The 23317-nt window shown below is 58.7% G+C and carries 19 protein-coding genes; 6 read left to right on the plus strand and 13 right to left on the minus strand.

Annotated features, from left to right (window positions below; genetic code table 11):
• The first annotated feature begins 44 nt into the window (after window positions 1–44).
• On the plus strand, window positions 45–1193 hold the full coding sequence (locus ABD720_RS08330) for a hypothetical protein (RefSeq protein WP_344762807.1): 1149 nt from the start codon (window positions 45–47) through the stop codon (window positions 1191–1193).
• Here the strand turns inward: ABD720_RS08330 and ABD720_RS08335 are convergent.
• The gene (locus tag ABD720_RS08335; protein WP_344762808.1) at window positions 1190–2209 is read right to left on the minus strand and encodes a transporter; all 1020 of its coding nucleotides are present in this window, start codon (window positions 2207–2209) and stop codon (window positions 1190–1192) included. The genes ABD720_RS08330 and ABD720_RS08335 overlap by 4 nt on opposite strands.
• A gap of 308 nt (window positions 2210–2517) precedes the next feature.
• Here ABD720_RS08335 and ABD720_RS08340 point away from each other — a divergent pair, with 308 nt between their 5' ends.
• A complete protein-coding gene (locus ABD720_RS08340) occupies window positions 2518–3450 on the plus strand; it encodes a beta/gamma crystallin family protein (protein WP_344762809.1) in 933 nt (310 codons plus the stop codon).
• Between the two features lie 141 nt (window positions 3451–3591).
• Window positions 3592–4479 carry a hypothetical protein gene (locus tag ABD720_RS08345; RefSeq protein ID WP_344762810.1) on the plus strand — a complete coding sequence of 296 codons (888 nt, stop codon included), beginning with the start codon at window positions 3592–3594 and terminating at the stop codon, window positions 4477–4479.
• Between the two features lie 27 nt (window positions 4480–4506).
• Here the strand turns inward: ABD720_RS08345 and ABD720_RS08350 are convergent, their stop codons facing one another.
• Window positions 4507–6453 carry an AAA family ATPase gene (locus ABD720_RS08350; protein WP_344762811.1) on the minus strand — a complete coding sequence of 649 codons (1947 nt, stop codon included), beginning with the start codon at window positions 6451–6453 and terminating at the stop codon, window positions 4507–4509.
• A 263-nt stretch (window positions 6454–6716) separates the two neighbouring features.
• Between ABD720_RS08350 and ABD720_RS08355 the strand changes: the two genes are divergently transcribed.
• On the plus strand, window positions 6717–8294 hold the full coding sequence (locus tag ABD720_RS08355) for a methyl-accepting chemotaxis protein (protein ID WP_344762812.1): 1578 nt from the start codon (window positions 6717–6719) through the stop codon (window positions 8292–8294).
• A 34-nt stretch (window positions 8295–8328) separates the two neighbouring features.
• Here ABD720_RS08355 and ABD720_RS08360 read toward each other — a convergent pair whose 3' ends face one another.
• From ABD720_RS08360 to ABD720_RS08395, 8 genes are all read right to left on the minus strand, one after another.
• Window positions 8329–9219: a C13 family peptidase gene (locus ABD720_RS08360; protein ID WP_344762813.1), complete on the minus strand. Its 891-nt coding sequence runs from the start codon at window positions 9217–9219 to the stop codon at window positions 8329–8331.
• A 160-nt stretch (window positions 9220–9379) separates the two neighbouring features.
• Window positions 9380–9610: a DUF6139 family protein gene (locus tag ABD720_RS08365; RefSeq protein ID WP_344762814.1), complete on the minus strand. Its 231-nt coding sequence runs from the start codon at window positions 9608–9610 to the stop codon at window positions 9380–9382.
• Between the two features lie 66 nt (window positions 9611–9676).
• A complete protein-coding gene (locus tag ABD720_RS08370; protein WP_344762815.1) occupies window positions 9677–10813 on the minus strand; it encodes an acyltransferase family protein in 1137 nt (378 codons plus the stop codon).
• An 89-nt stretch (window positions 10814–10902) separates the two neighbouring features.
• On the minus strand, window positions 10903–11970 hold the full coding sequence (locus ABD720_RS08375) for a YihY/virulence factor BrkB family protein (protein WP_344762816.1): 1068 nt from the start codon (window positions 11968–11970) through the stop codon (window positions 10903–10905).
• Window positions 11971–12213: 243 nt separating this feature from the next.
• Window positions 12214–12570 (minus strand): hypothetical protein, encoded by a 357-nt coding sequence (locus ABD720_RS08380; RefSeq protein WP_344762817.1) that lies wholly within the window; start codon window positions 12568–12570, stop codon window positions 12214–12216.
• Between the two features lie 211 nt (window positions 12571–12781).
• Window positions 12782–13423: a response regulator gene (locus ABD720_RS08385; RefSeq protein WP_344762818.1), complete on the minus strand. Its 642-nt coding sequence runs from the start codon at window positions 13421–13423 to the stop codon at window positions 12782–12784.
• Window positions 13413–14993, minus strand: a complete 1581-nt coding sequence (locus ABD720_RS08390; RefSeq protein ID WP_344762819.1) for a PAS domain-containing sensor histidine kinase — start codon at window positions 14991–14993, stop codon at window positions 13413–13415. Before ABD720_RS08390 ends, ABD720_RS08385 begins: the two co-directional genes overlap by 11 nt.
• Window positions 14994–15190: 197 nt before the next feature.
• Window positions 15191–16777, minus strand: a complete 1587-nt coding sequence (locus ABD720_RS08395) for a methyl-accepting chemotaxis protein (RefSeq protein WP_344762820.1) — start codon at window positions 16775–16777, stop codon at window positions 15191–15193.
• A 167-nt stretch (window positions 16778–16944) separates the two neighbouring features.
• On the opposite strand from ABD720_RS08395, the gene ABD720_RS08400 reads away from it, so the two are divergent.
• A complete protein-coding gene (locus ABD720_RS08400) occupies window positions 16945–17772 on the plus strand; it encodes an acyl-CoA thioesterase (protein WP_344762821.1) in 828 nt (275 codons plus the stop codon).
• A gap of 13 nt (window positions 17773–17785) precedes the next feature.
• Here the strand turns inward: ABD720_RS08400 and ABD720_RS08405 are convergent, their stop codons facing one another.
• A complete protein-coding gene (locus ABD720_RS08405) occupies window positions 17786–19036 on the minus strand; it encodes an Hsp70 family protein (protein WP_344763661.1) in 1251 nt (416 codons plus the stop codon).
• A gap of 114 nt (window positions 19037–19150) precedes the next feature.
• Entirely contained in the window at window positions 19151–21334 is a 2184-nt protein-coding gene (locus ABD720_RS08410; RefSeq protein WP_344762822.1) for a hybrid sensor histidine kinase/response regulator, read from the minus strand.
• A gap of 127 nt (window positions 21335–21461) precedes the next feature.
• Between ABD720_RS08410 and ABD720_RS08415 the strand changes: the two genes are divergently transcribed.
• A complete protein-coding gene (locus ABD720_RS08415) occupies window positions 21462–22046 on the plus strand; it encodes a DNA-3-methyladenine glycosylase I (protein ID WP_344762823.1) in 585 nt (194 codons plus the stop codon).
• A 58-nt stretch (window positions 22047–22104) separates the two neighbouring features.
• Here the strand turns inward: ABD720_RS08415 and ABD720_RS08420 are convergent, their stop codons facing one another.
• Window positions 22105–23151 (minus strand): OmpA family protein, encoded by a 1047-nt coding sequence (locus ABD720_RS08420; RefSeq protein WP_344762824.1) that lies wholly within the window; start codon window positions 23149–23151, stop codon window positions 22105–22107.
• Window positions 23152–23317 lie beyond the last annotated feature (166 nt).

Genomic DNA, 23317 nt, shown 5'->3' on the forward strand with positions numbered 1-23317 from the left:
CGACTGTGTTACCGTGCATCGTCCTTCCAAAGCTTCTGTTTGCCATGTCCTTACGTCTGTCTTCACGTCCGCCTTTACGTTTGCAATCGTTGTTGTTTGCCTTGCTGGCGACGGGCCATGCCCACGCCATGCAGACGGACATCGGGTCAACGCTGCCCGATTTGCCGCAACCGCATCGTGCTTCCGACGTGACCCGTTTCAAGGCGGATCCGGGTGGCTTTACGTTGGGTTACGACGCACCCGACCAGGGCTGGGGTGCCATCGCCAGCCGCCCGACCGGAACCGAAACAGCGCTGCAACTCACGTATGGTTCCATTCTGGCCGAGAGCCTGGCTGCCGGCATTCATCTGGCGATACAACCACGCCAAAGTGAAGTAGTGCTCAACGGTGTCTATGATCCCGTCAACGATTTACGGTTGCACATGGCCGTCGGTCAGCTACGCACCAGCACTACCTATCAATTTGTCTTTGGCGAATACGCCAGTAACGTGGCGCAAAACAGCTATCTGCTTGACGTGCGCAAATACTGGCAGCCCGGTTCGTTGCTGCGTGATTTTGGCGCCAGTGTTTTTCAGGCCGGTGCGCGCGAGCATGGCGCCGAGCAGGCTTTGCTGGCGGATCGCCGCACCGAGCGGCTGGCCACCGGCAAGCAACAGGGTTACATGCTCAATCTGAGCCTGGCACCTTCGGACTATTCCACACTGGAGCTAGGCCAGGGGGTCGATCGTGCCGAATACGGTATGGCCGATGGTGCAGAAAGCACTTCCGGCACCGCAGTGCGGCAAGCCAGCTTTACGCAGTATCTGGACAACTGCACGCGGGTGCGGGGCGGGGTTCGCAGCAGCGCGTCGACCGATGAAGTCCAGCTCGACTTGCATCGTGGCAGTTGGCAGGTCGGATTGTCACGGCACACCAACCGCGATGGCGGCGAGAGCGCCACCGCCGTGACGATGGGCTATACGATAGCGCTCGGTGAAACGCGACGCAGCGCGCAAAAATGCCGTTCAAAGCCGCGCAATGTCGCCAGTTTCTCGCCGATTTTCAAGGCCGCGACAGCGCGTCCTGCGACTTTGCCATCGGGATCGCTGGTGCAAGTCGACACCACGGTGCCGGCGGCTACGGAAACCAATCCGCTGGCCGACGCTGAGGTGACCGACGCCGCCGTGAACTCCGCGATTCCAGTCAAACCTTAACGGTCGCGCTGGGCCCGCAATGCGATCCAGCCGGCCACCAGCGTAATCGTCAGCACCAGCGCGACCACAACCCAGAATCCATACGGATGGTTGGCCAGCGGAATTGCACCCACGTTCATCCCCAGCAAGCCCGTGATGATATTGATCGGCAGCGCCAGTACGGTGACAATGGTCAACACGAACAGGCTGCGGTTGTTGCCTTCGTTGACGTCGGCGGCGATTTCTTCCTGCAGCAGTTTGATGCGCTCCTGGACCGACACCAGATCGCTCAGCACCACCGAAAACTCCTCAGTCGATTGCCGTAGATCCTGCGAATCTTCCTCGGCGACCCATTGCGGCGGGCGTTGCAGCAAGCGGAACAGGGCGGCCGGTTCCGGTGCCAGCAAGCGTTGCAGCCGCACCAGCACCCGACGCAGCGCGCCCAGTTTGGCGCGCCGGTGATTGAGCCGGCCCGCCAGCAAATTGTCTTCGATGTCATCGACCTTGCTGACGGCATCCCGCACGATGCTCTCCAGTACATCGGCCTGATCGCGCAGCAAGTGCGTCAGCAGTTCCACCGATGAACGGATCGACTCGCCACCCTCGACCGCCCGACGCAAGCGTTCGATCGATTTCAGTGGTGTGCGTCGTACGCTGATGACCACATGCTTGGACACGCTGATCCAGACTGTCGAGGTATCCGATGGCTGGAATGAAAAATTGTGCAGTACATCGTTGACCACGGCGACTAGCGTGTTTTCAGCCATTTCGATGCGGGTCGAGCGCGAGCCTTCGTGCAGCGCTTCGTAGAATTCATCGACCACGCCGGTATGTTCGGTGATCCACTTTTCGCTGGCGGTATGGCTCAGATTGAAATGCAGCCAGATGAATTCGGTTGAATCCAGCGTGCGCGAGGCGCGTAACCAGTCGGCCGCTTCATGCGAGCCGATGACCGTGGCCGGCCGGGCCGATTCGAACACATAGCCCCAGATCAGGCCGGATTGATCGGAGCCATAGGTAGGTGCAGGCGTGACCATGAAAGAAGCTCCGTGTGAGGATGGAACGGCGAAACGCCGGGCAGCCAGGGACTGCCAGCGGTGGATTCTGCCACAGCCAATGTGGCGCAAGTGATTGTTGCGACGGTTGGGTGTGTTCGCGTACAGACATGTCCACCCCGAAAGCGCATCGTGCATCGCCTGATGCAATGCTGTAATCAATAATGCGACATGTAACATCGGCGTAGCGAGGCAACTTTCGGCCGTACCTTGAGGCGTATCCTGTGACGCTACTGGTGGCACTGTCACTCGGTCATCGGGGCCAACCCATACTCTTTCGAGGACGCATCATGAACAAATCCATCGCCGCGACGCTGTTGCTGGGAATTATGGGCATTGCAGGCCTGTTTGCCGGCGCTGCCCATGCCGGTGAAATCGATATCTACGAACATCCCGATTTTGGTGGCCGCGCAATCGCACTGCGCGACGCGACACCGAGCCTGGGCCGGGTTGGCTTCAACGACCGTGCCTCCAGTGTGGTGGTGCGTGGCGGAAAATGGGAAGTCTGTAGCGACGATGAGTTCAATGGATATTGCGCCATTCTCGATCGGGGCGAATACCGCCGTCTCGACGGGCGCCTGAATGATCGCATTTCGTCTGCACGTGAGGTTGACGGTCGTGACCGCGATCGGGATGAGGATGGCCGGCCGCGTCATCGTGGCGGCTGGGAGCGCGGCGGACAGGACCGCGGTGCCAGCGTGACGCTGTTTTCCGAGGAAGGAATGCGCGGTCGCAGCATGTCGGTGACGAACAATGTCGTGACCTTGTCCGACGCGAATTTCAACGACACTGCTGCCTCGATGGTGATTGAAGGTGGTTACTGGGAATTGTGTTCCGACCGCGATTTTCGTGGTCAGTGCCGGGTCCTGGGGCCGGGCCAGTACCGTCGCCTTGAGCCTGGTCTGTACCGTTCGCTCAGCTCGTTGCGCGTCGCGCAACAGGCCGGTCGCGGCGGCTACCAACAACCGCAACAGCAACCCGGTGTCGAACTGTTCACGGCACCCGGCTTTGGTGGCAACCGCTACCTGATGACGCAGGACCTCGACAACTTCAGCCGCAACGGTTTCAACGACCAGATCAATTCCTTCGTCATCACGGGCGGGCAATGGGAAATGTGCGTGGACGCCGGCTTCCGTGGTCAGTGCGTCGTGTTTGGTCCCGGAAAATATGCCAACCTCGGACGGCTATCCGGGCAATTGTCTTCCATGCGCAGGGTCGATTAAGTCGTGCATCATCGGCGCGCCGGAAAGGCAACGTAGCAGAGCTAGCGCATGTGGGGCTGCACCGCCCGACATGCGCCAATATCGTAGTGCGCCCGTTGTGCCGACTAGCGCATTCTTGCCAAGCTTACATAAAGGATCGCGATGACCGTATCAAAATGCATCAACCTGGCCGGCAGCGTGCTGCTGCTCTGCTTGTGCGGCGCAACAGACGCGCAGGCTGCTCCGGAATCTGCGTCTGCTATCAGCCTGCGCGCCAAATACGCTGAACTGACGTCGAAACTGACGAGTAATCAGTTCAAGCGCCCTTTAGTACTGGAGTCCAGCGAAACGCCGGACACGCTCAAGGGGGATATCTATGCGCTGGTCGATCATCCCTTTACGGAAGTCAGCACGGTACTTAACGGACCATCGCGCTGGTGCGATGTATTGATCCTGCACCTCAATACCAAGTACTGTCGCGCTGCCAACAGCGACGCAGGCACCACGCTCAATGTCAGCGTCGGCAAGAAAGACGACCAACAGCTCGACGCTGCCTACCGGGTCAATTTTTTGTACCGGCAGGGGACATCTGCACCGACGTATTTTGATACGCGGCTGGATGCAAAAAAGGGTCCGCTCGGTACCAGCAATTACCGCATCATGCTGGAAGCGGTTGAGGTTCCCGGCAACAAGACCTTCCTGCACCTGACCTACTCCTACACGTTTGGCTTCACCAGCAAGATCGCCATGCAGGCGTATCTGTCGACGGTCGGCAGCGACAAGGTCGGCTTTACCAGCAATGGCAAACAGGCCGACGGCCAGCCCGATTACATCGGTGGGATGCGCGGCGTGGTCGAGCGCAATACGATGCGCTACTACCTGGCCATCGATAGCTATCTGGACGCGCCCGCTGCCGCGCAAGTTGACACGCGCTTACAGGGCTGGTTCGCTGCGACCGAAGAGTATCCACTGCAACTGCATGAGGTCGAGCGCAGCGATTACCTGGCCATGAAGCGTCACGAAATCGAGCGGCAGAAGACGGCGCAGTAACAAGGCACTACGCCGATCGGTGGCCGTTCAGGCCGGCTGCGCTTCCGCTAGCGAGGGCGTGTCATCGCATCGCGCTGGCAGGCATTCGGCCAGCAATACAAAGACTTCCTCCTTCGATAGCACATAGCGTTCCATCAGCACATCTTTGAGCGCGTCGATGGTCTCGCGGTGCGGTTGCATTGCTGCCAGCGCGGCACTGTAGAGTTCATCGGCCTTGGCTTCGACCTGCTTCAGCATCTCGTCGCTGTGCGACCCTTCGGGCCGTAGCTGTGCATAGTCCAGTTTCGAGCGTGAATACATCGACAGGCGCGACACCATCAGGTTGAGCAATCGGGTCGCCTTTTCGATGTCGTTCATGCTGCCTACCGAGATCCCGCGCTCGCCGTAAAACAGCTGCTCTGCCGCGACCCCGCCATACAGCTGGATCACATCCTGCTCCATGTCTTCCAGCGTTTTCAGCGGTGCATCGTCGGCCGATTGCAGCACATAGCCCAGTGCATTGAGTTTCGAGACCGACTCGGTGCTGATCTTCAGCAAGTCGGAGCGTGCCTTGATGACGTCCAGGGGCAACCCTTGCCGCAATAGCGGATCGATCTGCATCAGGAAATGACCGAGTTCATGGATCGCCACCCGTTCGCGCTGGCGGTTCTTTTCGGCGCTGGTGGCGCGGTCGGTCAGGCCGATGGTGGCGCGTTCGAAGGCACGTACCAGCACGTCGGTGGTGATCACGCAGGATTGCTGGATCGCGATCCGGCTGGCGCAATCGACCACGGTTTCCAGCAGCGCCGGACTGAGGTTGGCGGTGACGCGCGCCACATGGTCGAGGTCGAGGTCATTGCGATCGATGCAGTCATCGGCTTTGCGTGACAACAGTACCTGCAGGATGTCGCGCCGTTCGGTCTGGTTCGGCAAGCGAAAATTGATCTTCACCGAAAAGCGCCGCAGCATTGCTTCATCCATCTCGGTCGAGGCGTCATCGAAGTTCGATGCCACCACCCAGATCACGCCAGCGCCTTCGCCGCTCTGGATGCCGTCGAGCAGCCCGAGCAAGGTGTTGGCAGTATCGTCTTCCCATTTCTTGTCACTACGTCCGCGTGGCATGAACAGCCCCTGCGCTTCGTCCAGAAAAATAATGCAGTTGCCCTGCTTGCAGGCTTTCTTGTAAATGCGCTGTAGCGCATTCGAGCCGCCGCCGACCAGGCCGGATTCCAGTCCGGAGCCGGAGGCCTGGATCAAGGCCACATCGAGTCGCTTGGCCAGATAGCCGACCAGCCTGGTCTTGCCGGTGCCGGCAGGTCCGCTCAGCATCACATTGAACGGTTTGTCGATGTTGTGCGCGCGGTACAGGCTGCGGTTGCGGATCATGTCTTCCAGATGCGCGACTTCCTGTTTGATATCGGCCATGCCGATCAGGTCATCCATGGAGCCTTTGATATCGGCGGGCTTCGTGATGCCGGCTTTCGCGCCCATGCCCGGCATGCCATTTTTGACTGCGAAGCACAGGAACAGCATGATGCCCAGCGTCAGGATGCTGAACAGGTTCTTGATGAGATAGTTTTCGACGGCTTCCAGCGGACTCTTGCCGGTACTGAGAATGCTGGCGTGCGCGGCCAGGAAATCGTCTTTTGCCATCGCATACGGAATGCCATTTTTCAGCAGGATCTCGCGTTCGATGCCGATGTGGGTATTGATCGGCACCTTCACTGCGTGGATCTGCTGTTCATCCTTGTACTTGAAGACATATCGTGGAAAATCGGCCAACGGTTGCGCTATCAAGACGTACTCGATGCGTGCGCGATTGGCGACCAGCGCCGTAATTTCGGCGACATTCTGCGTCTGCACTACCGAGATGGCTTCCTGGGAGGGCGCGGGTTTGACATTATTGAAAGTCATTGCCAGCAGGGCGATCAGCAGGAGCACCAAAGGCAGGTAAAAGCGCTTGAACGATTGATGCAACTTTGCAAAGTTGGGCATGCTGGACTCGGGATAAGAGGGAAAAATAGCGCTGTTCGCATGACGTTAAACCCACCGTCGGTGCCCGTGGATGTTCCGCTGCAACATCGCTGTACTTTACGCGTTTCGCGGCGAGCCGGTATGTCTACCTGATGGAATTGACCCGTTTGCAATGATGTTTGACAAACTTGTACAAACGTTACGCCGAGCAGGCCTGTAACGAGCCTGTCACACGCCAGGAGTAACCTGAAATTTCCACAAGGAAATATGAGAGCACTGTTGACATGCCTACCTATCAGTTCAACATCACGACCCGCCTGATCCTGTCTTTTGCTACCGTTTTACTGGTTATGGCGGCGATCACTGCGGTGGCACTGTGGCGTTTGCAAGCCGCGTATGACATGACTGATTACCTGGTCAACCGCAAACTGGCAACTCAGCAGCTGGCCGCCGACTGGCTGGGTGCGGTCAGCCTGAACAGCGTGCGGGCCATTGCGATAGCGAAGAGTGACAGTCTGGAACTGGAAGAATATTTTGCCAGCCAGCTCAGCGTGGGCGACAAGGAAATTGCCGTCTTGCGCACCGCCTTGCAGGGCTCGGCGATCACTGCCGAAGAAACTGCGCTACTGGCAGCGATCGACCTGCAACGCAGCCGCTATCTGGCGGTGCGCACAGAGGTCTTCAAGCTGAAATCAATCGGCAAGACGCAGGATGTCGAACAACAGGTCAAGCGCAACATGGAGCCGGCGCAACTGGCGAGCCTGCAAGGTATCCGTCAAGTGCTGGATAACCAGAAAATCCAGGCGAAACAGATCGCCGACGACAGCGAACGGCTCTATCGCACCAGCATCCTGCTACTGATCGGACTGGGTGTACTCAGCATTGCGCTCGGTGTGTTGTGTGCCTGGTTGCTCATTCGCAGTCTGGTGCGGCCACTCCGGCATGCCATCGGGATTGCGGCGCAGGTCGCGAGCGGCGATCTCGCCATCGAGAGCCAGCCGCGCCGTGGCGATGAGGTCGGTGCTTTGCTGATGTCGCTGGAACAAATGGCGGCAAGTCTGGCCGGTACTGTCGGCAATGTCCGTCATGGCATCGTCGCCATGGATGCCACCGCACAGCAAATGTCGATCGACAATGTTCATCTGTCTGACCGGACCGTGTTGCAGGCAGAGTCGCTGCAGGATGCGGCCAGCTCGATCGAACAACTGAGCGCGGCGGTCCGGCAAAATGCGGCCAGCGCATTGCAGGCCAATGGTCTGGCGACCTCGGCTGCCGACAACGCCAATCAAGGTGGTCAACAAATTGGCCAACTGGTAACGACCATGACCAGCATTGCCAAGAGTTCGGCACGCATGGGTGACATTATCGGCGTGATCGACGGCATCGCGTTCCAGACCAATATCCTGGCGCTCAATGCCGCCGTTGAGGCTGCCAGGGCGGGGGATCACGGGCGAGGTTTTGCCGTCGTTGCCGCAGAGGTACGGGCGCTGGCCCAACGTTCTGCTGCGGCCGCACGTGAAATCAAGGCGCTGATTCAGCAATCCGTCGACTGCGTGACGCTCGGCAGTCGCCACGTCCACAGTGCTGGTCAGACCATCGATGCCATTGTCACTTCGTCGCGCGAGGTCGCCACGATCGTCGGGCAAATCACCGATGCCAGTCACCAGCAACACATCGGTATCGAGCAAGTCAATCTGGCCGTGGCAGAGATCGATGCGGCGACCCAACAGAATGCTGCACTGGTGCGGGAAGCCGCAGCCAATGCCGCAGAGCTGCAACGGCAAAGCCAGCAATTGCGTGCGGCGATCGGTTTCTTTTCTGCCGCGCAAACCGGCTCGGCGCCGCTCAGGCTGGCGGCCTGATGTGCCGGATGGACTGCCCCGGTCAGGCACGTTGTCAGCGGGTCGGCAACTGTTGACGCCACTGCGTCAGGTAGGTGGCAATCGCCGCCGGGCTGGACATCTGCGGATACGAATGCGCTACCGCTTCGCCCTTGGGGGCGGTTTTCTGGTCACGTAATTCCCAGCTGGTAATGAGCCGGGTTGACCGGTTGAATGCATCGTCGAACGAGCTGCTGAGGGGCAGCGATTCCTTGAAAAACGCACGGCCAAAATACGTAAAGTCATTGTCATCGGCGCAGCCGAATGAACTGCGATCCTGACGTGCTGCAGTGATGATGAGGGTGTGGTCATCCTTTAACGGTGCAATAAAACCTCCGGCGTAACAAGCCGAGACCACGATGACTTTCCAGCGTATCTGCTGTTGCTTGAGCAGTGACGCCAGCTCCTTCGCAGGCAAGCCGGGCAAGTCCATGCCGAACTGTCCCAGTACCAGTTCATGGGTTGGTGAGCCATGGCTGGTGAGGAACAGGAACAGGATGTCTTTGTTGCGGTCCATCCGCGCGGCGATGGTTTGCAAGGCGGCGCGCAGACTGGTACGCGTTGCCATCGGGTTGGTTTCGACGGTCGTGCGGCTATTGATCAGCGACAGCGAACGGCCACGGGTGCCGAAGTCACGATCGAACTGGTTGCGCACGAATTCCACCTCGCGCCGAAAAACTTCCTGTGTGCCATCACCGGCCACACCCAGAAAATACATGCCGATACGCGCTGGATCGGTGGGAGCGATGGCGGCCAACGCCCGGTCCAGCAGGGGACGCTGGACGTAAAGTGCCGACTCGACCTTGCGTTCGATGAGTGCTTGCTCGGCGTTGGTTTGCGCCAGCGCCTGGGCATTGACTACCAATAGCAGCAGCGACAAAAGGAACTGCAGGAAAAGTGATGGCATTGTGCATTCGAGTGGTTGGATCTGTATGACTAGACATTAACAGATCCATCAAAACGAATACGTGCCCGGGAATGCGGATACCGTGTTGACGTCGCCGACGTATCAATTGGGTAACGCCGATTGGCCATCGGATACGGACTGGTTCGCGGTAAGGGTGCGCTCAGCAGTCGCTGGTCAATCCCGTGATGGCGTACCCTTTCGCATTGATCTGTTCTTCCGCCGCATCGATACCGTAGGCAGTGCGTGCTTGCTGGTCGCCCAGCTCCATGCCACGTGCCACGTCCAGCCATTCGCTGTTGACGACTTCATCAGGAATGACCTTGCCTTCGGGCACGGCAAGATAGGAAAAATGGCCTTCGGATTCTGTCCGCTGAAACAGGTCGATGCGCATGGTATGTCCTTGTTGAAGTGAAAGTAAACGTCAGACCCGATGCATGGCAAAAGGTTGCCATTAATGTTACATCACCAAGTCAAAATGCCGCCGGCGTCGGCGCGTTGTTACCAGTCGCCCCAACGGTTGCTCGACCCACTGGTGGAACAAAGCGCCCGCTGCGAGGCTCGTGATCCACGCCAGCAGCATGCCTGCGCCCTGGATGAGCGGATCAGGCGGGGCAAAATGCGTGAAAGCGGCATTCACCAGCAAGCAAACCGGAAAATGGATCAGGAATACCGAGTACGATATTTTGCCAAACTGGTCAACCCAGTCGAAGCGCCGACCGTCAAACCACGGGCCACTGTCGCCACGACGGTTGACGAGCACCAGGACACAGGCAACCACGGCAGCCAGCGCGATGCGACTGCGAAAGTCGATCATCAGCGCGACCAGTGCCGGCACCAGAATCGCGCCAAAAAGCAGTGCTGCGGCTCCTGGTCGTCGGCGCGGATCACAGGCCCACCAGGCGATTGCCCCGAGCCCGTAGCTACCGAAGAAATAGGGCGCCCAGTTATCCCACGCAGCGTCCCGATTAATGATCAGTAACGACAGCGATGCCAGCATCACGACCAGTGCAGGTACCAGCCATGCTGCGGTGCGTCGCGCTGCGAAGCTGCCCGATAGCCAGAGCAGCAGCACCATCAGCGCGTATAGCTGAAAGTCGATCGCCACATACCAGGCGCCGGCCGACAAAGAGGCGTATCCCAGAATGCCGTGCAACAGCAGCCCATGGGCGATCAACTGATGGATGGTGGGCGGAGCCGAAATCGATGCGTGCGTCATCCACTGGCTGGCTACGGCAGAGGCCGCAGCGGCAAGCATCGTTGCTACCAGAAATGGCGGGACCAGCTTCAGATAGCGCCCACCGACCGTGCGCCACGGCCGGGCGATTCCGGGGCGGCCTTGCGGCGTCAGCGAGCGCGCTGCCAGGAATCCGCCGGCGACCAGGAAAATCTGCACGGCGATACGGGCCTCGTCACTGAGCCAGGCGATCAGTGATGGCGCAATCAGTGCCACCTGATCGGACATCGGTCCGTAGAACGCCAGGTGATGCAGGACGATGAGCTGCACTGCAATAATTTTCAGCAGGTCGATGGAGCGAAACTGCGTGTGCCTGCCGGTACTGCCGGAATTCTCGTGGAATGCCAGAGAGGTGCGCATGCGTACTTCCGTTTTGTGGGAAGGGGCGGATGATAGCCTGTTGCCGACAAGTGCAGTTGGTCACGTTTGTTTCGAGCAAGCTGTTGTCGTCAACGGCGGCGTTTCGCGGCGTGTAACGGGGGCAACTGGTCGATACCTGACAGAGGGTCCTCGTTGCCGTCCTGGAGTGTAGCCAGCGGTATATCAGATGGCATCTTGCTCAACGCGTCATGCAGCCGATCCGCTGGACCGTCGTTTGTGTTGTCGGCACCGTGCGGAGGCGGTCGGCGCGATCCACGCAAGTGCGCATACGCCCAGGTGAATTCAGCGCCGAGCAAAAAAATCTGCGCCGAGTAATACACCCACACCAGCACCACTACCAGCGAACCGGCGGCACCGAAGGCCGAGGTGACACCACTGGTTCCGATATACAGGCTGATCAACCGCTTGCCCAGCGTGAACAGGAATGCCGTCACGAGCGCACCGATGATGACGTCGCGCCAGCCGACACTGACACGTGGCATCAATTTGTAGATCAGCGCAAACACGGCCGTGGTCAGCCCGAAGCCGAGCACGATGTCGAGCAGGTTGGCCAGCAGTACCCACTCGGCAAACAGCGGCCCCCACCAGCGCCCCAGTGCCGCCAGCGCGGCGCTGAACACCAGCGAAATCATCAGCAAAAAACCGATGCCGAGTATCATTCCGAACGACAGCAAGCGGGTGCGCAGTAAGCGCAGCAAGCCGCCACTGACTTGCCGTTGCGGCGCGCGCCAGATACGGTCCATGGCATCCTGCAATTCGCCGAAGACTGTCGTTGCGCCGACCAGCAGCAGCGCAATCCCGAACAGCGTTCCGGTAATGCTTTCCGATGGTTTGCTGGCACTTTGCAACAGGCTTTCGATGACCTGTGCACCGGATCGACCCATCAGCCCGGACAGCTGACCGACAATTTCACCGCGCACGGCTTCCGCACCGAACACCAGTCCGGCCAGAGAAATCACGATCAGCAACAGCGGTGCGATGGAAAACACCGTGTAATACGCCAGCGCGGCACCCATACTGGGCGCATAGTCATCCAGCCAGGAGGTGAAGGTGGTTTTTGCAAGCAGAACGACATCGCGTAATTGCAAGCGCGGTGGTGCACCGTTGGCTGGCGAGGTCGGAACAGCAGATTTCATGGGCAGTCTCGCAGCAGGTTCGACAGCCTGACGGGACTGCCGGCCAGTCTGGCCGGTATGCTCATCGAAGCGCTGATGAGAGGATACGCGGTGACCGGCCTGGCAGATTTTGCACCTCGTCAGGATCACATGCAATCAGACAGCAGGTGATCGGCGTGTAGGCGCTTTGGCGTAGTCAGCCGTCTGCGCAGATTACGCAAGACAAGCGCGTCGGACATTCGGCAGCGCTCCGTACAACCCTACTCAGCCAGCGTCGTCCAATAACTTCATGGCGCGCTCGGCGGTATCGCACATCGCCCAGAGATAGTCGCTTTTGATCTGGTCGTTATGATTGAAGAAATTTTCCATGCCTTCGCCGCTGATGAGCATGGTTTGCGCGTGCAAATGACCAAGCAGCTTGCGCAGTTCTTCGTGCATCTCGCTGTTGTCGCGCAGCTGTGAAAGCTGATGCAGGGTTTGACGTGTGTCGGTGGATTTTTCGGGCTTGCGGGAAGCGCTGTGTTGTCGCGCCGTTTTTTCGGTGGTGCCGGATGCCGCTGGGAGTGATGGTGAGACTTCTGCAATGGTTGGCGTTTGTTGTGCCATGTTATGGAGTGTCATTTTTGTCCCCTAGGTAAATAACAAGTCTGGATCGTTGAGGGAGATTGAACTTTTCCCAAGACTTAGTATCTCTGGCAGTTGATATCGCGACAATCCATAAAACACGGTCAGTTTTTGTTGGAAATTTTCACCCTGTTTGTCAGGGAATCACTACAACGTATGCCAACTGTTGGTAGCAATCACGACGTAATGGCAGAGCTGCCGTGTGTGCTCACTCGATCAGACCATGCTCGATCGCATATCGGGCCAGTCCGGTATTCCCTTTTAACCCCGTCTTCTCGAAAATGCGCGAGCGGTAGGTGGTCACTGTGCTGGCACTCAGATGCAATTTGGTCGCAATGTCGACCAGGCTGATACCGGACGCGAGCAACTTCATGACTTCGAGTTCACGGTCCGACAGACTTTCGTGCGGAAATCTGCCGCCGTCGCCAAGCAACTCGGCCAGTCGCTCGACCAGTGTGGGACTGACGTATTTGCGACCGGCAGCGGCAGTGCGCACCGCGTCGATCACGACGTCGGTCGGACTTTCCTTGGTAAGGTAGCCAACCGCACCATTGCGCAAGGCCCGAACTGCATAGACTTCTTCCGAATACATGCTGAACATGAGTACCGCCATGGTCGGACGCAACTGACGCAGCTGTTTGAGTAGTTCGAGCCCATTTTTTCCGGGCAATGAAATATCGACGATGGCAACATCAAAAATCTGTCCGGTAATCAGCTGCAATGCCGCCGGGCCCGAGCTGGCTTCCCCGGTTACCGTGATATCGCCAGTCGTGCCCAGCATCAGTCGTACGCCGCTGCGTACCACCGCATGGTCGTCCACCAGCATGACGCGTATGGTGTCAGGTGGCATCGGTAATTTCCTGCAGCGGCATGTGTATCGACACGACGGTGCCGTATCCGGACCCGCCATGTATGTGGAGTTCGCCGCCAAAATGGCCGATCCGTTCACGCATGCCGATCAAGCCCCATGATTCTTGCTGGTCAACGTGCTCTGGCGCGATGCCAATGCCGTTGTCTTTGATAACGATGCGCAGCACGTTGGCGACGAGCCGGACTTGCACGTCCACTGAAGTCGCTTTCGCGTGTTTTTGTACGTTGGTCAAGGCTTCCTGCACGATGCGGAAAAGCGCGATGCTGCGCTCTGCATCGATGCCATTGTCGTCAAGATGGTCTTCGATGTCCAGATTAAGGATCAGGTTAGCGCGTTGTGCAATCCGTTCGGCCACCCATTCCACTGCGGTCCAGATACCCAGTTCGTCCAGCACGCTGGGGCGCAAATCGGTGATAACACGACGTACTGTACCGATGGCTTCGTCGGCAAGACGATTCGCTTCGAGCAGCGTATCGAGCGGGACCGTACAGTGACGCCGCGCCTGGTCGACGGCCACCGACTGGTAGGCTTTGATTCCCGTGAGCAGTGTACCCAGTTCGTCATGAATTTCACGGGCGATGCGTTTGCGTTCGTTTTCCTTGACATGCTCCTGGTGCGCACCCAGTTTGCGCAGGCTCTCCTGCGTGTTGCGTAATGCCTGCTCGATTTCCCGGTGCTCGGTGATGTCCAGCCACGATCCAACCAGTCGCACAGGCTGATTGCTGCTAGAAAAAATGATCTTGCCTGATGTTTGAATATGACGAATTTCGCCATTCGACCGAACGACGCGGTATTCCCTGTTGTAATCTGTACCGGTGCGCAGGCTGTGACTGAGAATGCTGGCGGCTTTCTCCCGATCGTCCGGATGGGTACGCTGCAAAATGGCTTCCCGCCTCGGCTCGATGGCCTGCGGTACCAACCCAAGGGCCAGGAAGATTTCGTCGGACCAGGTCATGTTCTGGCTGGCGATGTCATAACTCCAGCTGCCAAGTCGGGCCAGGCTTTGCGAGATCGTCAGGGTGGCACGCGCATCGATCAAGGCTTCTTCGGTGCGCCGACGTTCGGCGATTTCGCGCCGCAGCAAATCATTCGCCTCGCGCAGTTCGGTAGTGCGTTCGCGCACCCTGTCTTCCAGATCATTGCGTATGTTGGCAAGTTTTTCGGCGTTCTGGACCGACTCGGTCACATCCCGCTGCGTCGCCGCGTAAAAGTGTTCGCCACCGCTGGTATCGGACAGTGGATACAAAGCCAGTTCGTTCCAGAACATGCTGCCGTCACGTCGATAGTTGCGTATCAGTGTGCGCATCGGCTCCCGCTTGCTGATCGCCAGCCGGATTGCAGCTTTATCACCCGGATTCGGATCATCTTTTTGCAGGAAACGGCAATTCTTGCCGATGACTTCCTGCGATGAATAGCCGGTCATCCGCGTGAAAGCAGGGTTGCAGAAGACAATGGGCGCGTCCGGCAATCGCATGTCGCAAATGACAATGCCATCGGAGGTGTCCTTGATGATTGCTTCGGCAAGCGGTAGCTGCAGGGCGTCAAACATACGAACCTTATGTTGGGGGAAGCTCAGGCCGGTGGCAATCTGCGCAGGTAGCCGTTGTCAAATCGATGCCTGCCAATGGTTATTTTTTCGGCAACTTCAGTTACCGAATTCATAACACTAAGGCAACGTATCGTACGGCTTCCACTTTCCAAAAGTCAACAAATAAGTGCCACAATTAGTTACGACGAAAAATTTGATCAGGCACTCAGCAACCGTACCGTCGAGGTTCTTTCGCGCCCATCCGGCAGCTGGAAAATAGCAATCGCCTGGGTCAGCGCCACCGCCTGATCTTGCAGGCTTTCGGCTGCCGCTGCGGCCTGTTCGACCAGCGCCGAATTTTGCTGCGTCATCTCATCCATCTGGCCGATGGCCTGGTTGATTTCCCGGATGCCCGTGCTTTGTTCCTGACTTGCCGCACTGATTTCCGACATGATATCGGCGACCTGCCTGATCGAACCAACGATGTCCTGCATGGTCTGGCCAGCCGTATCGACGAGCTTGCTGCCGGCATCGACCTTCGCGACCGAATCACCGATCAGGCCTTTGATCTCCCTGGCCGCCGCCGCCGAGCGCTGCGCCAGGCTGCGCACTTCAGAGGCCACCACCGCAAATCCGCGACCCTGCTCGCCCGCCCGGGCCGCTTCGACCGCGGCGTTCAGCGCCAGAATGTTGGTCTGGAAAGCAATCCCGTCGATCACGCCAATGATGTCGGCGATCTTGCTGGAACTTTCTTTGATCGAGCTCATGGTGTTGACCACCTTGCTGACCACTTCGCCTCCCTTGAACGCAAAGTCAGATGCAGAGATGGCCAGCTGATTGGCTTGCCGCGCATTGTCGGCATTTTGCCGGACGGTTTCGGTCAGTTCCTCCATCGACGACGCAGTTTGTTCCAGCGAACTGGCCTGGGATTCGGTGCGCGTCGACAGGTCGGCGTTACCGGAAGCGATCTCGCGCGAGGCCAGCGCGATCGTCTCGGTGCCGGTGTGCAAACGGGCAATGGTGTTGATCAGGCTGTCGTTCATGTCTTTCAGCGACTGCATCAATGCGCCGGTTTCATCGGTGGAGCTCACCGTGATGGTACCGGTGAGGTCGCCGTTGGCCACTCGCCGGGCAATGGTGACGGCTTCAAACAGCGGGCGCACGATACTACGCGTGGTCATTACCGCAATCGCTACGCCTAGAACCAGCGCCGTCAGCGCCAGTACCAGCATGGTGTTACGCGCATTGACATAGGCATCCGCCGAGTCCTTGCCAGAGACATCCACGTGGTCCAGCTGCTGCTTGATGATGGCATTGAGTGCCGCATTGAAGGCTTGTTGCGGCGGTCTGAAATCGCTCAGCAGGAAGTCAGCCGCCTGCTCTTTTTTGTATTCGGCGACGGTTTTCATGAACTCGGCCTGACCCGCCAGATATTTCTCGCGCGTCGACGCCAGGGTATTGAGTAATGCCTTGTCAGTGCTGCCGGTCATCAGAACCGTGAGCTTGCCGGTATTTTCCTTGATGAGTTTGTTGGCAGCGGCGACCGTGCCGACTTCGATCTTGGTCTTGGTCGGATCGAGCAGAATCAGGGTGTTGCGCATGGCCTGTTCACCCCGGTCAACCGCACCGAGAATCTGGTACGCCAGCAGTGCAGGCGGCACCTCGTCCCTGGTCAGCCGTTCAGTCGACCTGTTGAGGACAGTCAGGCTGGACAAGCCGACGATGGCGATCGCCAGCATGATCAGCAGACCGGCGCCGAAACCGACAGCGAGGCGGGTACCGATAGGCACATTACGGATATTCATTGGGGGGTGTCTCCTGGGGTGTCAGATGCTACGTTGGCATCTCTCGGTTTGGACTATAAACGACTTTCCCCTATGGAAGATTGCGATTTGCATCTGTCTTGGCAGGTATGGCTGCCATGCTCTCGGCTATGATTGGCGCCCTGATAACAGAACTTGACGGAATAATAATGACCGAGACGATCAGCTTGATATCGCACCCGTTCGACCGGGCGATTGCCTTGCAGCCGCAGGACGACGGCAGCTGGCTTGCACAGACCAGTACCGACTACGCCAACATGGTCGGCCCGTTTGGCGGTATTACCGCGGCGACGGTATTGCAGGCATTGCTAATCCAGCCGGAGCGACTCGGAGACCCGGTCGCGCTCACGGTCAATTTTGCCGGCCCGATCCGCGATGGCGGGTTCAGCGTGCTGGTGCGACCGATGCGCAGCAGCCGCACTACCCAGCACTGGTCGGTCGAGGTTCATCAGGACGGTCAGTGCGTGATCAATGCGATTGCGGTGTTTGCGTTGCGCCGCACGACCTGGTCGGCGACCGAGGTGGTGATGCCAGACGTCGCGCCGGCGGATGCTCTGCCGCGTGCTGGTCGCACGATGGCGGTCAAGTGGCCGGACTGTTACGACATGCGCTTTGTGCGCGGCGGATTGATGGGTGTTAGCGGCGAAGGTAACAATCCGGACAGCCTGACGCAGCTATGGATTAGCGACAGCCCGCCGCGAACGCTGGATTTTGCCGCGCTGACGGCGATCTGCGATGCCTTTTTTCCGCGCCTGTTTTCACGGCGTGCTCAGCCGGTGCCAATCGGCACGATCTCGTTGAATATCCATTTTCATGCCGATGCTGCCAGCCTGACAAACAACGGTTCGGCACCGCTGCTGGCAATGGCGCAGGGACAGGTCTTCCATCAGGGATTTGCCGATCAGGTGGCACAGGTCTGGAGTGCGCAGGGTCAGTTATTGGCAACGACGCAGCAGACGGTCTGGTTCAAGGAGTAGTCCGGCGCGACGCTCAGCCAAACTTGCGCAACGCATCGAGCGCCAATCCGGCGCCGATACTGCCGAACAGGTCGCCCTCCACCTGACGCGCGGTGGGCACCAGTCGGGCGATACGCTGGCGCAGCGAGCCAACGCCGCTGGAGCCACCCGTAAAGAATACGGTATCGACATCGGCAGCATTGACGCCGGCATCCTGCAGCAGCGCCGCAACCGTGCTTTCAACCGAACCCATCAGGCGCGTGATCGCACCATCAAAGGCATCGCGGGTCACCGTGAGTTGTTCGCGCGGTGCCAGCCGGTCCAGGTTCAGCACCACGGAGTCGGCCTGCGACAACGCGATCTTGCCTTCCTCGACCTGGATCGCCAGCCAGTGGCCACTGCGTTCCTTGATCAGATCCAGCAACCGATCCAGTTTTGGCTTGTCGCGGGCATCGCGATACAAGTCCTTGAGCTGCAGCCAGGTCTTCTGGGTGTAGGCCAGGTTGATGGTGTGCCAGGTCGCGAGGTTGAAGTAATAACTCGACGGCACTTCGCTGTCATTGGTCAGGCGACTGCCTAGGCCCAGTAGCGGCATCACCGTGGTCAGGCTCAGGTATTTGTCGAAGTCGGTACCGCCAATATGTACCCCGCCGTTGGCCAGGATATCGCTGCGACGGTCGGTGCGTTTAGCCCGTTGCGGTGACAGGCGCACCAGAGAAAAGTCCGAAGTACCGCCACCGATATCGGCCACCAGCACGAGTTCTTCGCGATCGATCTGGGATTCGTAGTCAAACGCGGCGGCGATCGGTTCGAACTGGAATGCGACATTGCGGAAACCCACCGATCTGGCGATATCGCTCAATGTTTGCTCGGCCAGCTGATCGGCCTTATTGTCGCCATCGATGAAAAATACCGGGCGCCCCAGCACGGCATGGTCGAAGGATTGGCCGCTGGCTGCTTCGGCGCGGTGTTTGAGTTCACCAATGAATTGCGCCAGCAGCATGCGGAACGGCAAGGCTCTCCCCAGCACTTCGGTCTGGCCATCGATCAGGCCGGTACCGAGCAGGCTTTTCAGCGAGCGCATCAGGCGGCCTTCATAGCCAGCCAGATAATTGGCCAGTGCGGCCCGGCCATAACTGACCAGCTCGTCTTCGGCATTGAAAAATACCGCTGACGGCAGTGTCAGCTTGCCGTCTTCCAGTGGCAGGAGCGTGGAGTATCCCGGCCGGCTCAGGCCGACGGTGGAATTCGAGGTGCCAAAATCGACGCCGCAGGCATTCGCCATGAAGTAACTTTCATCAACCGGAAAAGGGCCGCCGATCATAGTCGAACGCAGGCTGAAAGTCCCGCCTTAATTCAGGTTGGTGTGGCAGTTGCAGAACAGTGCAAACCGGGTGCGCTATGACTGCTGCAGAATCGCGGCGAGTGCTTCGGTGCGGATCGGTTTTTGCAGCAGTGCGGCACCCAACAGCCGGACCTCGCGCAGAATGTCGTCGTTCGCATCGCCAGTGACCACGACGGCGCAAATCGCTGGCCAGCGCGACAGGGCGGCTTTGGCGACGCTGGTGCCGCTCATTTTCTGCAGCCGATAGTCGGTGATCAGGGCATCGAAATGCAGTTGCGCATCCTGCATCAACGTCACGGCAGCCTCGCCGGATGCCACGCTGGTGACCGTTGCGCCCCAGACGGTGAGCAGAGCGGCGGTGACCTCGGCAACCAGAGGATCGTCTTCCACTAGCAGAACCCGGCCTTCGTAGCGGTGGTGAATCATTTGCTGCGGGACACCCCTGACCTTGTCTGTCGAACGCGTGACGCGAATCGAAAACGTCGAACCGGCACCTGGTACCGACTGCAGCCGCACCGGATGGTCCAGCAATTCGCTCATGCGTCGCACAATCGCCAGTCCGAGTCCCAGGCCTTTTTTGCGATCGCGTTCTGGATTGTTGAGCTGGATGAAATCCGTAAATACCTCTTCCTGCAAATCACTGGCAATCCCGATGCCGGTATCGGCCACCACAATCACAACCTGATTGCCATCCTCCCGCGCATGCACCCGCACTGACCCGCCTGACGGTGTGTATTTGATTGCATTCGAGACCAGATTCTTGATCATCCGTCCCAGCAACTGGCCATCACTGCGCACGGTCAGGGTCGAGGGCATCACTTGCATCGTCACCTGTTTCTGGGCCGCGATCCCGGCGAACTCTTCGGCGACTTCCGCGAAGAGTATTTTCAGGCAGCAATCGGTGATTGTCGGTTGCACCAGCCCGGCATCAAGTTGCGAGACATCCAGCAGGGTATTGAGCAAATTGGACAGGCTGCGGACGGAACGCCCGATGCGTTCCAGATGGGGTGTATCGGTATCGTCAGCATGGCGCACCTGCATGACCGACACGGCGAGCGATAACGCGTGCAGGGGCTGGCGCAAGTCGTGACTGGCGGCGGCCAGAAACTGCGTCTTGGACCGATTGGCCGCCAGTGCGGCATCGCGCGAACGCCGCAGCGCAAGCTCATTGCTGGCACGGTCGGCCTCGCGCAATTGCAGTGATTCCGCCATCGTGTCGAACGCACCGGCCAGCCGCGACATCTCGACCGGGGCGTTAGCCAGATTGCAGCGTGCCGTGAAATCGCCACTGCGCCAGCGCCGAGCGGCGTCCAGCAGCGATTGCAAGGGACGCTCGATGGCTTCCGACACAATGAGCCAGGCCAGTCCCAGGGCGGCGAGGATGCCAGCAATGGCAACTGCCAGCGCACGTCTGAGCGACTGGTTGGCAGACGCCATCGCCGTGGCCTCGTTGATGCCAACCACCACGCCGATTCCTTCTGTGGCTGACGGATTGGGCATGAACGCAAAAATTCCGTTGACCTGGCTAACCGGATCGGTCATCTCTCGCACACTGACCTTGCCATCAGAGAAGTTTTTTTGCCATAGCGGCGGCACTGTCTGACCAATCTGGCTGCGCTCTGGCAGGCTTACCAGGATCGTTCCGGTGCGGTCGACAACGGTCAGAGAATGGCCGGCTGTCAACGGATTGCGCCCCAGATGATCGGTTAGCCAATCCACGCTGAGGGACGCGAAGACGATACCGCGAGGCTGGTTGGCGGCATCGCGGGGCAGCGGATAGGCGAAGCCGATCGCCCTCTTGCCAGTCTCTTTGCCGACCATGAGATTGCCCACGACGAAGCTGTCGGTACTCTGCGCCAGCTTGAAATGGGGACGGTCGGCATTGGTCAGCGTGCCTTTTTCAAAGGGGATGGCATAGCAGTACACCAACCCGGTACTATCCGACACACCAATCGACAGTGAACCCGGAAATTGCTTGTTCAGTGCCGCCAGATAGCTATTGCAATTGGTCGCATCCGGCGCGATTTGCGCGCTGTTTGCAATCGCGAGCAGGAACTTGTGCATGCCGGCGGCAATCTGTTCCAGTTCGCCTGCGACCAGTTTGGCCTCCAGCTCGACAGCGTGTTGGGCATCGAGCCTGCGTTCCTGACGGAACCTGGCCTGGTTGTAGGCTTGCGTCGCCAGAATTGGAACAATGGACGCCAGTACCAGGAAAAAGAGACGCAGTCGAAGTGTCATTGCAACAGGTTCCGGTGAGAATAGGCACCTCAAGATAATGGATTCAGTGATGTTTGGAAAGAATAGAGATGATCGCCAAAAATAGTCGACTGGAAGCCGAGTCGCCACGGTTGACCGGGGCGCACTGATGGCGCTTGGACGTTGCTCTTGGGCTAACCCGGCCAACCCGCGCTACCTCGTCTATCACGACGAGGAATGGGGCGTGGCCTGCCATGACGAGCTGCGCTTGTTCGAAATGCTGAACCTGGAGGGCGCGCAAGCCGGGCTTAGCTGGGCGACGATCCTGAACAAGCGCGAGACCTACCGGCAGGCTTTCGATGGCTGGGACGCGCACAGGATCGCTGTCTACGATACGGCGAAGGTGGCGCAATTGCTGGCCAATCCCGGCATCGTGCGCAATCGCCTGAAGGTCGCCGCGGCCATCACGAATGCGCAGGCGTATCTGCGCCTGTGCGACGAAGTCGGCGGACTCGATGCGTACCTGTGGGGATTTGTTGGCGGTGGGCCGGTCGTCAACAGGCAGCGCGACGGCTACGTTGTTCCAGCGAAAACCGCGTTGTCGGATATGGTCTCGAAAGACCTGCTAAAGCGGGGTTTCAAGTTTGTGGGATCGACCATTGTGTATGCCTATTTGCAGGGCATCGGCGTGGTCAACGACCATACATCGGACTGCCATTTGTTTGCCGGAGAGCCAGCTACCGTACAGACATAAAAAAAAGAGCGGACATGTCCGCTCCTTCTTGTTCAGTCTTGTTGCCGGTTCAGGCTGATCAGTTCACGCGTTTCTCAATCGTGATCTGCTCGACTTCAACGCGACGATTTGGCTCCAGGCACTTGATCAGGGCAGGGCGCTTCTTGTCGCTGCACTGGACCACCGGGTTGGCTTCACCGTTGCCAACTGCATTGAGGCGGGTGGCAGGTACGCCCTTGTTGACCAGATAGGCTTTGACTGCGTCGGCACGACGCTGCGACAGCTTCATGTTGTAAGCGTTTGAGCCTAGACGGTCGGTATAGCCGGACACGGTGACGTTGTTACCCGACTGGGTATCGGCGGCCAGGGCGGCAGCGATCTGGTCCAGTTTGGTCTGTGGCATGCGCAGTTCGGCGCGATCGAACTCGAACAGCTCGGTAGCCGAGAAGGTCATTTTTTCGAAGCGTGGTGCAGGTGCTGGTGCCGGCATCGGTGCTGGCATAGGCGCCGGTGCGGCCATGGGCATCGGCATCGGCGTGATGGCGCGGACCGGTGCGGCTGGCTTGTCAAAGGCATAGACCAGGCCGATGTTCAGGTAGTTATTGTTGCTGTGGTCGAAGTTGAACGTATCGCCACGCAGGAAGCCATGGACCCGGCGCACATCGACTTGCATCGAGGTCTGTTCGGTAAAGCCATATTGGAAGCCCAGACCGGCATTGATGTATGGCGAGGTCTTGGTTGCTTCGCCACCGTTTGCGGTGTTGACGCGATCGCGTTGGGCACCTGCGCCGATCAACACGAACGGACGGAATGATTTGCGTGAAAACATGTACAACGCATCTGCGCCCAGCAGTTGCTGCTGGTAGCGGTTGCCGTTGTCACGGGAGCGTGCGTAACTGGCGCCGAATTGGACATCCCAGTCTTGGGAAACTGGTTTGCCGAAACGCAGTGCTGCGCCTTCGCCGGTTTTGTCGACACCAAAGCGCGAATCCGGATCGATGGCATTGAGGCTAGGTGCGACGTACCATGATGGGTTGTAGTCAGGTAGTGTCTGTGCCATCACGACGGTGCTGGAAGCGCAACTCATCAGTGCAAGTGCGACGGCGATTTTGCTGGATTTTTTCATGATTTTCTTTTGTAGGTAGATGTGCGAGGTATCGCATGCATCGAAAGTGACGGCATGCTGCAATCACTTTCCGCAGCATGGACATTCCTTGAAATCATCGTCTGCCGCGTTGGGAAGAACGTTACCGGGGTTGATATTGGGGCTCTGTTCGGTACCCAACAGAGCC

The sequence above is a fragment of the Actimicrobium antarcticum genome (assembly GCF_039536745.1).
GTDB classification, from domain to species: Bacteria; Pseudomonadota; Gammaproteobacteria; order Burkholderiales; family Burkholderiaceae_D; genus Actimicrobium; species Actimicrobium antarcticum.

What these genes read in the sequence shown, in the direction of transcription:
- ABD720_RS08385 (WP_344762818.1), bottom strand. Translation starts at nt 13,423, where the DNA reads ATGCCACCTGACACCATACGCGTCATGCTGGTGGACGACCATGCGGTG.
- ABD720_RS08335 (WP_344762808.1), bottom strand. Translation starts at nt 2,209, where the DNA reads ATGGTCACGCCTGCACCTACCTATGGCTCCGATCAATCCGGCCTGATC.
- ABD720_RS08420 (WP_344762824.1), bottom strand. Translation starts at nt 23,151, where the DNA reads ATGAAAAAATCCAGCAAAATCGCCGTCGCACTTGCACTGATGAGTTGC.
- ABD720_RS08340 (WP_344762809.1), top strand. Translation starts at nt 2,518, where the DNA reads ATGAACAAATCCATCGCCGCGACGCTGTTGCTGGGAATTATGGGCATT.
- ABD720_RS08400 (WP_344762821.1), top strand. Translation starts at nt 16,945, where the DNA reads ATGACCGAGACGATCAGCTTGATATCGCACCCGTTCGACCGGGCGATT.
- ABD720_RS08370 (WP_344762815.1), bottom strand. Translation starts at nt 10,813, where the DNA reads ATGCGCACCTCTCTGGCATTCCACGAGAATTCCGGCAGTACCGGCAGG.
- ABD720_RS08395 (WP_344762820.1), bottom strand. Translation starts at nt 16,777, where the DNA reads ATGAATATCCGTAATGTGCCTATCGGTACCCGCCTCGCTGTCGGTTTC.
- ABD720_RS08410 (WP_344762822.1), bottom strand. Translation starts at nt 21,334, where the DNA reads ATGACACTTCGACTGCGTCTCTTTTTCCTGGTACTGGCGTCCATTGTT.
- ABD720_RS08350 (WP_344762811.1), bottom strand. Translation starts at nt 6,453, where the DNA reads ATGCCCAACTTTGCAAAGTTGCATCAATCGTTCAAGCGCTTTTACCTG.
- ABD720_RS08375 (WP_344762816.1), bottom strand. Translation starts at nt 11,970, where the DNA reads ATGAAATCTGCTGTTCCGACCTCGCCAGCCAACGGTGCACCACCGCGC.
- ABD720_RS08390 (WP_344762819.1), bottom strand. Translation starts at nt 14,993, where the DNA reads ATGTTTGACGCCCTGCAGCTACCGCTTGCCGAAGCAATCATCAAGGAC.
- ABD720_RS08405 (WP_344763661.1), bottom strand. Translation starts at nt 19,036, where the DNA reads ATGGCGAATGCCTGCGGCGTCGATTTTGGCACCTCGAATTCCACCGTC.
- ABD720_RS08330 (WP_344762807.1), top strand. Translation starts at nt 45, where the DNA reads ATGTCCTTACGTCTGTCTTCACGTCCGCCTTTACGTTTGCAATCGTTG.
- ABD720_RS08415 (WP_344762823.1), top strand. Translation starts at nt 21,462, where the DNA reads ATGGCGCTTGGACGTTGCTCTTGGGCTAACCCGGCCAACCCGCGCTAC.
- ABD720_RS08355 (WP_344762812.1), top strand. Translation starts at nt 6,717, where the DNA reads ATGCCTACCTATCAGTTCAACATCACGACCCGCCTGATCCTGTCTTTT.
- ABD720_RS08360 (WP_344762813.1), bottom strand. Translation starts at nt 9,219, where the DNA reads ATGCCATCACTTTTCCTGCAGTTCCTTTTGTCGCTGCTGCTATTGGTA.
- ABD720_RS08345 (WP_344762810.1), top strand. Translation starts at nt 3,592, where the DNA reads ATGACCGTATCAAAATGCATCAACCTGGCCGGCAGCGTGCTGCTGCTC.
- ABD720_RS08380 (WP_344762817.1), bottom strand. Translation starts at nt 12,570, where the DNA reads ATGACACTCCATAACATGGCACAACAAACGCCAACCATTGCAGAAGTC.
- ABD720_RS08365 (WP_344762814.1), bottom strand. Translation starts at nt 9,610, where the DNA reads ATGCGCATCGACCTGTTTCAGCGGACAGAATCCGAAGGCCATTTTTCC.